This is a genomic window from Actinoplanes sp. NPDC024001, from assembly GCF_040638955.1.
Lineage (GTDB): Bacteria > Actinomycetota > Actinomycetes > Mycobacteriales > Micromonosporaceae > Actinoplanes.
In genome coordinates this window covers 1-12,789 of sequence record NZ_JBEZZB010000231.1, presented here as the reverse complement: position 1 = coordinate 12,789, position 12,789 = coordinate 1, and the positions used below count along the sequence as shown (strand labels likewise).

9 protein-coding genes are annotated in these 12,789 nt (G+C 74.2%); 7 read left to right on the top strand and 2 right to left on the bottom strand.

Translation table 11 applies throughout. The features are described 5' to 3' along the window. Positions 1-103: 103 nt before the first annotated feature. From AB0F81_RS46925 to AB0F81_RS46895, 7 genes are read left to right on the top strand one after another with little or no spacing between them, the layout of a single operon-like run. A complete protein-coding gene (locus tag AB0F81_RS46925; RefSeq protein ID WP_360210163.1) occupies positions 104-595 on the top strand; it encodes a chemotaxis protein CheW in 492 nt (163 codons plus the stop codon). A 43-nt stretch (positions 596-638) separates the two neighbouring features. Then, positions 639-2,018, top strand: a complete 1,380-nt coding sequence (locus tag AB0F81_RS46920; protein ID WP_360210161.1) for a CheR family methyltransferase — start codon at positions 639-641, stop codon at positions 2,016-2,018. Beyond that, complete coding sequence (locus AB0F81_RS46915) at positions 2,015-2,554, top strand: chemotaxis protein CheW (protein WP_360210159.1); 540 nt, start codon at positions 2,015-2,017, stop codon at positions 2,552-2,554. The genes AB0F81_RS46920 and AB0F81_RS46915 overlap by 4 nt, the downstream gene beginning before the upstream one ends. Continuing rightward, positions 2,554-4,020, top strand: coding sequence for a methyl-accepting chemotaxis protein (locus tag AB0F81_RS46910; RefSeq protein ID WP_360210157.1), 1,467 nt, complete (start codon positions 2,554-2,556; stop codon positions 4,018-4,020). The genes AB0F81_RS46915 and AB0F81_RS46910 overlap by 1 nt, the downstream gene beginning before the upstream one ends. A gap of 13 nt (positions 4,021-4,033) precedes the next feature. Beyond that, entirely contained in the window at positions 4,034-6,121 is a 2,088-nt protein-coding gene (locus AB0F81_RS46905; RefSeq protein WP_360210155.1) for a response regulator, read from the top strand. After that, on the top strand, positions 6,118-7,191 hold the full coding sequence (gene cheB / locus AB0F81_RS46900) for a chemotaxis-specific protein-glutamate methyltransferase CheB (protein ID WP_360210153.1): 1,074 nt from the start codon (positions 6,118-6,120) through the stop codon (positions 7,189-7,191). Before AB0F81_RS46905 ends, cheB begins: the two co-directional genes overlap by 4 nt. Then, positions 7,188-9,176: a response regulator gene (locus AB0F81_RS46895; RefSeq protein WP_360210151.1), complete on the top strand. Its 1,989-nt coding sequence runs from the start codon at positions 7,188-7,190 to the stop codon at positions 9,174-9,176. Before cheB ends, AB0F81_RS46895 begins: the two co-directional genes overlap by 4 nt. Before the next feature lie 3 nt (positions 9,177-9,179). On the opposite strand, the gene AB0F81_RS46890 is transcribed toward AB0F81_RS46895, so the two are convergent. Continuing rightward, positions 9,180-11,519 (bottom strand): N-acetylmuramoyl-L-alanine amidase, encoded by a 2,340-nt coding sequence (locus tag AB0F81_RS46890; RefSeq protein ID WP_360210149.1) that lies wholly within the window; start codon positions 11,517-11,519, stop codon positions 9,180-9,182. A 153-nt stretch (positions 11,520-11,672) separates the two neighbouring features. Further along, positions 11,673-12,789: ABC transporter permease (locus AB0F81_RS46885; RefSeq protein WP_360210147.1), on the bottom strand; the 1,117-nt coding region annotated here is incomplete at its 5' end.

Here is a 12,789-nt window from a genome sequence, read left to right as displayed (position 1 = left end):
GCGCGGACGGGCGGCCGCGCGCCGGGACTGCCGCACCCACGGGGCGGGCACATAGTTGAGCGAAGCTCATGAAACCGGGACGAATCCTGGCTAGCCTGAGCCCGTGGTGGGGCACAGCGACTTGCTGACCCCGGCGACCGGCGCCGGGGTCATCGCGCTGGTCTTCCGCGCCGGCCCGCTCTACTGCGCGCTGCCGCTGGACGAGGTCGTCGAGACGATGCGCCCGCTGCCGACCCGTCCGCTGGCCGGCACTCCGCCGTACGTCCGCGGTTTGACGATCCTGCGAGGCGCGCCCGCGCCGGTGATCGATGTGACCCGGCTGCTGACCGGGGTCGATGGGGAGATCTCCCGTTATGTCGCGGTGCAGGCCGGGCGCGGGCCGGTGGCCTGCGCGACCGGGCCGGTGCTGGGTGTCCGGCGCATCGACGTGGCGCCCCCGGAGGGGCCGGCCGCGCTGTTCACCGGCGTGACGAAGGCGCTGATCGCCGCGGTCGGCACCGTCGGAACGGACCCGCTGCTGCTGCTGCGCAGCATCCGCGCGGTGCCGGACGCGGTGTGGGAGGCGGCCGGCGGCGCGGCCGAGGCCGCGGCGTGACCGCCCGCACCGCGCGGCACGGCATGCCGAGAGGGGGCACCGCATGATCAGCGGCGCCGAGCTGGCCCGGTTCCGGGAGTTGCTGCAGCGGCGGCTCGGCTGGACGTTCGCCGACACCGACGGCGGGCAGACGATGACCGTGCTGGACGAGCGGGCCGCGGCGCACGGCCTGAGCGTGCGCGACTACCTGGACCGGCTGGGCGGCCGGCGCTGGGCCGCGGAGACCGCGGAGCTGGCCGAGGCGCTCAGCATCACCGAGACCTATTTCTTCCGGCACGGCGACCAGTTCCGGGTGCTTTCCGACCGGGTGCTGCCGGAACGGATCGAGGCGCGGGCCGGGCAGCGGGTGCTGCGGCTGCTCTCGGTCGGCTGCTCGTCCGGCGAGGAGGCGTACTCGCTGGCGATCATGGCCGTCCGGGCCCGCCCGGCGGCCGACTGGATCGTGTCGGTGGTGGGTGTCGACGCGAACCGGCAGATGCTGGCCAAGGCGCGGGCGGCGACCTACTCGTCGTGGTCGCTGCGGGAGACCCCGCAGGCGACGGTCGGCGCCTGGTTCCGGCAGTCCGGCGACGGGTACACGGTGATCGACGAGGTCGCGCGCACGGTCCGGTTCGCCGAGCACAACGTCGCCACCGACGACCCGCAGCTGTGGCAGCCCGGCCGGTACGACGTGATCTTCTGCCGCAACCTGCTGATGTACCTGACCCGGGAGACCGCGGCCGGCCTGACCGGGCGGATGACCCGGGCGCTGGCGCCGGGCGGCTACCTCTTCCTCGGCCACACCGACTCGCTGGGCAGCCATCCCGAGGGCCTGGAGATGCTCTACGACGCGGGCACCGTCTACTACCGCCGACCCGAGACGCGCCCCGCGCCACCACCCCGGCCGGCGCCCCGCTCCGCCCCGCCGGCCCGGCCCGCCCCGCGCCACGAGGACGACGTCCACCCGCGGGCGCTCGGGCTGATGCGCGACGACCGGTTCGCCGACGCCCTCGACCTGCTCGACGCGCGCCATCCGGACGGCGTACGCGAGCTGCTGCTGCGCGGCGTGCTGCTGGCGCAACTGGGCCGGCTGGCCGAGGCCCGGGCCGCGGCCCATAACCTGATGGACATCGGCGGACCGCACCCGGACGCCCACCACCTGCTCGGCGTCTGCCACGAGCTGGACTGCGCGGAGCAGGCGGCCGGGCAGTACCGGCTGGCCGCCTACCTCGATCCGGCGTTCGCGATGCCGCGGCTGCGGATGGGGCTGCTGGCCCGCCGGCGCGGCGACGACCGGGGCGCGGCAGCCCACCTGGAGCCCGCCCTGGAGCTCCTGCTGCGCGAGGACGACGAGCGGATCACCCTGTTCGGCGGCGGTTTCGGGCGGCTCGCGCTGAGCACGCTGTGCCGCACCGAGCTGGAGGCGTGCGGGGTGCGGCGGTGAACGCGCGGACCGTCGCCGACCGGGTGACCCAGCTGCGGGAGGACTTCGACCGCTCGTTCGCCGAGCCGGCCCGGGTCCTCGACGAGGAGAGCATCGAGCTGCTGGCGATCGGGGTGGGTGACCGGCCGTACGCGCTGCGGCTGTCGCAGACCTCCGGGGTGCACCCGGACCGCCCGGTCACCGCGCTGCCCACCACGCTGCGCGCCCTGCTCGGGGTGGCCGGGTTCGCCGGGACGGTGGTGCCGGTCTACGACCTGGCCGCGCTGCTCGGGCACCCGATCGCGCAGCGGCCCCGCTGGCTGGTGCTGACCGCCGGCTCACCCCCGCTCGCCCTCGCCTTCCACCAGCTCGACCACCACCTGCGGGTCTCCGTCTCGGACGTGGCCGGCGGTCTCGCCGACGGCGCCGGGCCGCGTGGCTACCTGCAGGGGATGGTCCGTCTGCCGGACGGCAACCGGCCGATCATCGACGTGCCGGCCACCCGTGCCCTGGTCCATCAGCTGGCCGGGCACCCGCTCGCCCCCGAGGAGTCCTGATGATGGCCGGACGCACCTACGGCAGAAAGCTGGCGGTCGGGGTCACCCTGACCGTCGCCCTCACCCTACTCTCGATCATCACCTCGGTCGTCGGCCTGATCTTCGTGGTGAACGCGAAGGACGAGGCGATCGTGGCCGCCTCCCGGGATCTGACCCGGGCCGAGCGCACCGGCCGCATCCTGGAGACCAGGCTCGCCAACTTCCGGGCCTACCTGCTCTACGGCACCGAGGAGTACGCCGAGCTGACCGCCGCCAACCGCACCGACTTCCGCAGCGAGCTCGCGGATCTGCGGGCTTCGCTGGGCGGGGAGGCGGCGGCGATGCTCGACGAGGTGGAGAAGGCCGAGGAAGCGCACGCGGCAGTGGTCTCCACGGTGATGGCCCGCCGCGCCTCGATCAACAACATCGCTGACGCGGCCCGGCTCAACGACCAGCTGGCGAAGCCGGTGCGCGAGCAGCTCGAGGCGGCGCTGACCGCGCTCGTCGAGCGGGTCCAGGCCGACGTCGAGGCAGCCCGGCAGGAGTCGTCCGAGCGCGCCAAGATCGCCATCGCGGTCGTGATCAGCCTGGGCGTGCTGACCACGATCAGCGCGATCATGGTGGCCTGGCGGCTGAGCCGGGACCTGCGCCGCGAGGTCGGCGCCGCGGTCGGGCACATCCAGAGCTCCTCGGCACAGCTGGAGGCGGCGGCCGCGCAGCAGGTCAACGGTGGGCGCGACCAGGCCAGCGCGATGAGCGAGATCACCACGACGATCAGCGAGCTGCTGATCACCTCCCGGCAGATCGCGGAGACCGCCCAGCGGGTGTCGAAGATCGCCGAGGAGACCGAGGCGGCCGCCCGCAACGGCGACTCAACCATCGACCAGACCCGGGCGTCGATGGCCGCGATCCGCGCCCAGGTCGACCAGATCGTGCAGCACATGCTGGCGCTGGGCGAGAAGTCGCAGCAGATCGGCCTGGTCGTGGACCTGGTGTCGGAGCTGGCCGAGCAGACCAACATCCTGGCCATCAACGCCACCATCGAGGCCAGCGGCGCCGGTGAGTGGGGCCGCCGGTTCGCCGTGGTGGCCGAGGAGATCCGCAAGCTGGCCGACCGGACCGCGGCGTCGGCGAAGGAGATCCGGGCGCTGATCGACGACGTCCGCGGCGCGGTGAACACCACGGTGATGGCGACCGAGATCGGCGCGAAGGCGGTGGACGCCGGCGCCCGGCAGTTCGACGACGCCACCAACTCGTTCCGGGAGATCGTGCAGCTGGTCGCCACCACCAACGACGCCACCCGGGAGATCGAGCTCTCCACCAAGCAGCAGACCACCGCGGTCGAGCAGGTCAACGTCGCCGCCTCGGACACCGCCCGGGTGTCGCGCGAGACCGAGGCGAGCGCGGTGCAGACCAAGCAGACCGCCGCCCACCTCTCCACCCTCTCCGGCGACCTGCTGGAGCTGGTGGGCACCGCCCGGCGATGAGGGGCACGCTCTGATGGCCGAGGCCCGGGACCCGCTGCGCTACTTCCGGGTGGAGGCCCGGGATCTGGTCGACCAGATCAGCGCCGGGGTGCTCGACCTGGACCAGCGTCCCGGCCCGGAGCCGGTGGCGCGGCTGCTGCGTGCCGCGCACACGCTCAAGGGCGCCGCCCGGGTGGTGAAGCAGAAGGAGATCGCCGACCGGGCGCACGCGTTCGAGGAGGTCCTGGTCCCGCACCGCACCGGCGCCGGCGCGCTGGCCGCCGAGGAGATGCGGGAGCTGCTGCGTCTCAACGACGAGATCGCGGCGCAGGTGAGCGCCCTGGAGTCACCACCGCCACCGCCGGCGGCCACCGCGGAACCGGCGTCCGCCGTGCCGGACACCGAGGTCAGCGAGGCCCCGCCGGTCGTGGAGGTGCCGGTGGCGCCCCGGGCGGCCACCGCGGACCTGGACGAGCTGCTCGACGCGATCAGCGTGGCCAACGCCCGGATGGCGCCGCTGCGCAACGGCTGCGACGCGATGGAGCGGCTGCACCGCTCGGCGGTGACGCTGGCCGATCAGCTCCGGGCCGGCCGGTCGGCGCCGGCCGCCACCACCCGGGCGGCGGCCGAACGCCTCGCCCGGGAGCTGGGTTCGGCGGGACGCCGGTTCACCGACGCGGTGGACCAGGTCGAACGGGAGCTGGACGACGTCCGGGCCAAGGCGGAGGGGCTGCGGCTGGTGCCGGCCGGGACGATCTTCACCGCGCTGCGGCGGGCGGTGCGCGACGCCGCCGAGGCCCAGGGCAAGCGGGTCAAGTTCGAGGCGTACGGCGCCGACATCCGGATGGGCGCCCACCTGCTCGGCCCGGTCAGCGGGGCGTTCCTGCACGTGGTGCGCAACGCCGTGGTGCACGGCATCGAACCCGAGGCGGACCGGGTGGCCGCCCGCAAACCGGCCGAGGGGACGGTCGCCGTCGAGGTGGAGCGGCGCGGGCGGTGGGCGGTGTTCCGGTGCGCCGACGACGGGCGCGGCTTCGACCTGGACGCGCTGCGCAGCACCGCCCAGGCCCGCGGGCTGCTCGGGCCCAGCGCCCGCCCGCCGGACACCGACGAGCTGCTCGACCTGGTGCTGCGCGGCGGGATCAGCACCTCGCCGGAGGTGACCGAGGTCGCCGGGCGCGGCATCGGCATGGACGCGGTCCGCGAGGTGGCCGCGCAACTGCACGGCGAGGTGACGGTCCGCAGCAGCCCCGGCGCCGGCGCCACGGTCGAGCTCACCATCCCGCTCGCCCTGCTCAGCATGACCGGACTGAACGTCGAGGTGAGCGGCACGGTCGCCACCCTGCCGCTGGACGCGGTGCGCGGCTGCGTCCGGCTGAGTGCCGCGGAGGCGGCCACCGCCGCCGGCACCGGCCGGATCCTGTACGACGGCAGCACCGCCCCCTTCATGCCGCTCGCCGAGGCCCTGTACGCCGGCAGCACCGTCCCCGACTCCCCCAGCCCCGGCGCCGCGGTCGTGGTGAACAGCGACGACGGCGCGGTGGCGGTCGGGGTGGACCGGCTGGCCGGCACCTCCGCCCTGGTCGCCCGCCCGCTGCCCGACCTGGCGCCGACCACCCCGGTGATCGGCAGCGTGTCGGTGGACGCCGACGGCAACCCGCGCCTGGTCCTGGACCCGCAGGGGCTGGCCGCCGAGGTGCTGCGCGGTCACGTCTCCGGCGCCCGCCCGGGGACGTCAGCGGTCGCCGCGCCGCTGCCGATCCTGGTCGTCGACGACTCGCTGACCACCCGGATGCTGGAGCGCAGCATCCTGGAGTCGGCCGGCTACGAGGTGGACCTGGCCGCGTCCGGCGAGGAGGCGCTGGAACGCGCCCGGACCCGCCGCTACGGCCTGATCCTCTCCGACATCGACATGCCCGGCATCGACGGGTTCACCCTGGTCGAGCGCACCCGGGCGGACCCGGAGCTGGCCGGGGTGCCGGCCATCCTGGTCAGTTCCCGGTCCTCCGCGGAGGACCGGGACCGGGGACGCGCCCTCGGCGCCTCGGCGTACGTGATCAAGGGCGAGTTCGACCAGGAAGAGCTCCTCAACCACATCCGGCGGCTGGTGGTGCGCTCATGACGCGAGTACTCATCGTCGAAGACTCCGCGACCATGCGCGGCCACCTGCGTGAGGCGCTTGCTCCCGACCCGCAGCTGGAGGTGGTCGGCGAAGCGGTCGACGGCCTGCGCGCGGTGGAGATGACCGCCCGGCTGCGGCCGGACGTGATCACCATGGACATGATGCTGCCCGGCATCAGCGGGCTGGCCGCCACCGAGCAGATCATGGCGGAGCATCCGACCCCGATCCTGGTGGTCTCCTCCGCCGACCGGCAGGAGCTGTTCAGCACCTACAACGCGCTGGCCGCCGGCGCGGTGGACGTGCTGGAGAAACCGCGCGGCGACGACTCGGACGCGGACTGGTCGCAGCGGCTGCGCGCCACCCTGCGGATGGTGGCCCGGATCCGGGTGATCACCCACCCGCGGGCCCGGCTGGACGGCCGGCTGGACCGGCGCAACTGGGTCGACCCGGTGCCCGCGGCACCCCCACCGGCCCCGCTGACCGAGACGCTCGGTGTGGTGGCGGTCGGCGCCTCGACCGGCGGGCCGGCCGCGCTCACCGAGTTCCTGCGCGAGCTGCCGCCGAACTTCCGGACGCCGGTGCTCTGCGTGCAGCACATCGCGGCCAGCGAGCAGTTCGCGGTCGCGTTCTCCGACTGGCTGGCCGGGCAGACCGGCCGCAACGTGCGCTACGCGTCGGACGGCGTCGCGATCAGCCGGGTCGCCGGGCAGGTACTGCTCGCCCCGCCGGACCGGCACCTCTACGTGCGCGACCACCTGCTGCGGCTCAGCGACGGCCCACCCCGGCACTCCTGCCGGCCCGCGGTGGACGTGCTCTTCGAGTCGGTGGCGACCGAGTTCGGCAACGCCGCGGCCGGCTGCCTGCTCACCGGGATGGGCCGCGACGGCGCCTCCGGGCTGCTGCAGATGCGCAGCCGCGGCGCGGTCACCTTCGCCCAGGACGAGGCGAGCTGCACGGTCTACGGCATGCCCCGGGAGGCGGCGCTGCTCGGCGCGGCGGTCTACGTGCTGCCGCCCGGCCGGATGGCCGCCCGCCTGGCCGACCTGCACCCGGTGGTGGTGCGCCGATGAGCCCGACCGTGCTGATCGTCGACGACAGCCTGACCGTGCGGATGGACCTGCACGAGGCGTTCTCCGACGAGGGGTTCGCCACCATCCTGTGCGCCACCGGGGCCGAGGCCCGCTCGGCGTTCGCCACCGCGGTGTTCGACGCGGCGGTGCTGGACGTGCTGCTGCCCGACGCGGACGGCCTGGAGTTGCTCAGCGAGCTGCGCGGCACACCGGGCCGCGGCGACGTGGTGACCATGCTGTTGTCCAGCGAGAGCGAGGTCGGCGACCGGCTCGCCGGGCTGCGCACCGGCGCCGACGAATACGTGGGCAAGCCGTACGACTCCGGCTACGTGGTGGCCCGGACCCGGCAGCTGCTCGGCGAACCGGCCGACCAGGGCACCGACCGGACCAGCGTGCTCGTCATCGACGACAGCCTGACGTTTCGCGAGCAGCTGCGCGACCTGCTCGAACCGGAGGGTTACGCGGTGCTGACCGCCGCCAGCGGCGAGGAGGGCCTGCGGATGGCGGCCGACCGGCGGCCGAACGCGGTGATCGTCGACGGGGTGATGCCCGGCATCGACGGCGCCACGGTGATCCGCCGGGTGCGCCTGGACGCGGCGCTGCGCGACACCCCGTGCATCCTGATGACCGCCGCCGACGACTACGCCACCGAGATGCAGATGCTGGAGGCCGGCGCCGACGCGTTCGTCCGCAAGCAGCAGGACCTCGCGGTGGTGCTGGCCAAGCTGGCCGCGGTGCTGCGGCAGAGCGCCGAGCAGCTGCCGATCGAGGTGATCGGCAGCCTGCACGGCCCGGGCAAGGTCATGATCGTCACGCCGAACCGGGACGACCAGGTCGTGTGGGCCGACGCCCTGCGCCCGGACGGGTACGACATCGTGGTCTCCCCGGCCGTCGACGATGCCCTGGAACTGCTCACCGAGCAGGCCGCGGACTGCATCGTGGTCGGGTTCGAGGACGACGTCGAGGAGGCCCGGGCCGCCTGCCGCCGGATCCGGGAGGTGCCACAGATCGGCGACCTGCCGGTGATCGTGACCGGTGACGAGCACGCGATGCTGGACTGCCTGTCCGCCGGCGCCGACGACTACGTGCGCCGCATCGACATCCCGGAAGGGCTGCGGGTGCACGTCCGCGCCCAGATCCGCCGCAAGCAGTCGCACGACGAGGCCCGCCGGATCCGCGAGGAGCTGATGCGCCGCGAGCTCGACGCCGCCGAGGAACGCGCCGCCCGCCAGCTCGCCGAGACCCGCGCCGCGCTGGTGGAGGAGCTGGAGTGGCGTAACCGGGAGCTGGAGGCCTTCTCCGGCTCGGTCTCGCACGACCTGCGCGGCCCGCTCCAGGTGATCACCAGTTTCGCCGAGCACATCCTGGAGGAGGACGGCGAGCCGCTGGGCGAGGTGACCCGGCACCGGCTGACCCGGGTGCACGCCGCCGCGATGCGGATGGCGGACCTGGTGGAGTCGCTGCTGATCCTGGCCCGCGCCAGCCGCGGCGAGCTGCGCCGGGCCAAGTTCGACCTGACCGGCACGGCACACCAGGTGATCGCGGACGTCGCGGCCCGCGAGCCGGACCGGCAGGTGGCCTTCACCGTACGGGAGGGGATGACCGCCGACGCCGACGAGGGCCTGGTCCGGGTGATCCTGGAGAACCTGATCAACAACGCGGTGAAGTTCAGCCGCAAGGTCGAGCACCCGGCGGTCGAGATCGGCTGCGAGGACGAGCGCTACTACGTGCGCGACAACGGGGCCGGCTTCCCCGCCGAGCAGGCCGGTCAGCTGTTCCGGCCGTTCGCCCGGCTGCACGACGCGCGGGAATTCCCGGGCACCGGGATCGGCCTGACCACCGTGCACCGGGCGGTCGAGCGGCACGGCGGGGAGATCTGGGCGGAGAGCGCCGAAGGGCGGGGGGCGACCTTCTGGTTCACCCTCCCGCCCGCGGACGAGTACACCGGACCGGAGCGGCGCGGTCAGAGCCGCCGCTCCGGTTGAGGCTCACTTCAGATAGACCAGGCCGTCCGAGATGACGGTGGGCCGGCCCGAGGTACCGAGCACCACGATCTCGATCGTGTGCTTGCCGTAGGTCAGGTCCCGCGCCCACACGGCCTGCCGGTTCAGGGTCTTCTGCGACTTCAGGTCGACGGTCTTGACCTTCTTGCCGTCCAGGTAGATGGCGACCTTGCCGGAAGCCTTGTTCCTGGTGAACAGCAGCGCCGCGGACCGGCCGGTGAACTTCCAGGTCAGCTTCCGGTTCTTGGTCTTCGCCAGCAGCGCCTTGCCGCCGAGGTAGCCGCCGCCCGTCTTCTTGGTCCAGCTGCCGGTCTTCGTCGCCGAGCCCTCGCTCTTGAGCACGACGCTGCGCGACACCGAGGCGGCCCGGCTGTAGTTGCCGGCGGCGTCCCGGGCGGTGACCGTGTACGTGGAGGCGCCGGTGCGGACCGTGGTGGCCCACGAGCGGGCGGTCCCGGACGCCGACCCGGACTTCGGGCGGTTGAAGACGTACCCGCCGAGCAGGACGTTGTCGGACGCCACGAAGTTGAAGGTCACCGGGACGGCGGACTTGCTGACGGCGCCGGTGCGCAGGCTGACGCCGAGCCGGCCCGGCGTGGACGGCGCGGTGGCGTCACCCCAGATCGTGGCGGCCAGCCGGGCCGTCGAGCCGGAGGTGTGCACCGCCCGGATCACGACGGAGTGCTTGCCGGGGGTGAGGTTGACCGACGCGGCCCGCGCGGAGCCGGCCAGCGTGCCGGTGGTCCTGCCGTCGACCTGGACCTCGATCCGGCTCACCCGCGCCGCCGGGGTGCTCATGGACCAGGTGAGCGTGGCGCGGCTCTTGACGTACCAGGCGCCGCCGGCGCTGCCGCCGCCGGTCACCGACCGCAGCGCCATCCCGGTGATCATCTCCTGGGACAGGTTGCGGATGGCCGTCATCCGGGCGTAGAGGTTCTTGCCCGGGCAGGCGGTGGCGTGCGCGTCGCGGTGCCCGGAGAGGCGGTTCAGGGTGACCCGCTCGCCGGCCGTACGCCCGCCGTGCGTCGCGCCGGCCTTGACCGTCGCCTTGCTGGTCGCGTTGTAGCCGTACTTGCCGAGGCGGGCGGCCGCGAGCTGGGCGACGACCCGCTCGATCGCGGTGTTCGACGCGGCGGTGTCGTAGTTGCCGATCACGGCGACGTGCGCGTAGCCCGAGTTGAAGCCGATGATGGCGGCCGGGACCACCGCGTTCTCCACGCCGCCCCGGCGGCCCTCGTAGAGCCGGCCGCACTTGTCGACCAGGTAGTTGTAGCCGATGTCGGAGAACCCGTCGACCTTCACGTCGTACGACTGGATGGCCCGGATGATCGCGGGCGCGTCGGCGCACTCGTAGTCGTTGGCCTTCGCGGTGTGCGCGGTGTGGTGCAGGAAGACCACCTTCACCTCGCTGGCGAGCGAGACCGACTTGACGATGGTCTCGTCCGCGCTCCACGACTTGCGGCTGTAGTAGCTCGGGAACTGCGCCTTGATCGGCACGGTGGAGGTCGGCACCGGCAGCACGGTGGTCGGCTTGGTGGTGGCCGAGGTGGTGGTGGCGGGCTTGGTCGTGGTGGTGCTCGTGGCCGCCGCGGGCGGCTTCGCCGGCGGCGGGGCCTGCACCGGCGCCTCACCCTCGGAGCCGGTGCCGGTGCCGGTGCCGGGCTCGGCGCCGGTCTCGGTCTCCTCCTCCGGGTCGGCGCCGATCTCCGGGGCGGGCGGCGGCACGACGTCCTCGCCCTCCGGCGCCTCCGGGGCCGGCGCTTCGGCCGAGGTGCTCGGCACCGGCTCGCCACCGCCGCGGCCGCCGGGCTCGCTGCCCGGGTCGATCAGCTCCAGGCGCAGCCCGGCCGGCAGGCCGGCGCCCTTCCCGCCGAGGCGGGCCGCGACGCCGTCGGACCGGCCGACCCAGAGCGGCTCGGTGACCCCGCGCCGGTTCGGCGCGGCGGCCTCCTCGCCGTCCGCGCCGCTGTCGCGCCGGTCGAGCGTCTGCCAGGCGGACCACTTGCCGGTCTTGACGCTGCGGGTGCGGACCTCGATGTCGCCCTTCGGCGCGTCCTTCGGGTCCGACCAGCTGACGCCGAGCAGGCTGAACGGTTTCGTCTCGCGCTGCGGCAGCTCGGCGGAACCGCCGGCGCCGGAGCCGGCGACGTCCACGCTCTGCAGGTCGGTCTTGATCCGCGGCGGTTCCGCCTGCGGGTCCGGCGGCAGGACCGTGACCTGCTCCTGCGCCGCCGCCCTGTCCGCCGCGCCGGAGGTGAGGGTCAGCACCGCGACTCCACCGCCCGCGGCGAGCACGGCGACCGCCGTGCCGATTCCGATCGCCAACCGTCGCTGCATCCAAGTCCCCCGCTTGATCGCCAGTCTTGCGGGCGTGAACGCTACCGGACCGTCCGATCGATGTCTGGACCGCGTCCAGCAATCGTTATCGGTGTGTGGATTTCGGGCACGGTACGCACCCGAAATCCACACACGTGGTGATCAGTCCGTGCCGAGAGCGGTCACCGGGCTGACCCGGGCGGCGCGGCGCGCCGGCAGCACGCCGGCCAGGGCGGTCAGCGCGACCAGCACCGCGAACACCGCGACCAGCTGCCACACCGGCACGCTGAGCGGCATGGTCAGGCCGGTGGCCTGCAGGGCCAGCCAGGCGTACGGGACGCCGAGCAGCAGCCCGAGCGCGGCGCCGATCACCCCGTAGAGGGCGGACTCGGTGGTGAGCATGGCGCGCAGCCCGCCGCGGGACATCCCGACCGCCCGGAGCAGGCCGGACTCGCGGACCCGTTCCACCACCGACAGCGCGGTGGTGGCGCCGACACCCACCACGGCGATCAGCACGGTGAGCCCGACCAGGCCGACCGCGATCGCCAGCAGCAGCGTCAGCGCGGTGTTCATCTGGTCCCGCTGGTCGGCGAGAACCGCCACGCCGTACCCCGGCTGCCCGCCGGTGGCCGCCCGCAGCACCCGCAGCCCGTCGGTGCGGCCGTCCTCGCCGCCGCGCGCCGCGTCGGCGAGCAGGCCGGTCGGCGCCGCCGGCGCGCCGAGCGCGGTCAGGTCGGCCGGGTCGAGCACCGCGCCGGTGTGCAGCGGGGCCATGTCGGCGAACACCCCGGCGACCGTCAGGCGGACCTGTTTGCCGCCGGAGCTGACCACGGTCGTGTCGCCGACGGCGAGACCTTCCAGGTCAGCGACGTAGCGGGCGAGAACGACCCGGCCCGGTCCGAGGTCGCCGGCCGAGCCCGAGGTGGTGTCCAGGTCGGCGAGCCGGGGCAGGGCGGTCAGCGACAGGTCGGTGGCGCCGGCGTCCTCCAGCCCGCCGACCTTGGCCGCGGCCAGCCGCCGGTACGGCGTGACCCGGGTCAGCTCGGCGGCCGCTCCGGCCCGTTCGGCGGCGCCGGCGGGCAGCGGCCCGCCCTCGGCTGAGGTCAGCTCGAAGTCGGCCGGGGCGGAGGCGGCCAGTTCCCGGTCGGTGAGGACCCGGATCGAGGCGCCGCCGACCAGCACCCCGGCGATCAGCGTGACGCCGAGCGCGACGACGACCGACACCGCGGCGGCCCGGCGGGTGCTGCCGCCGACCCCGCCGACGGCGAGCCGGCCGACC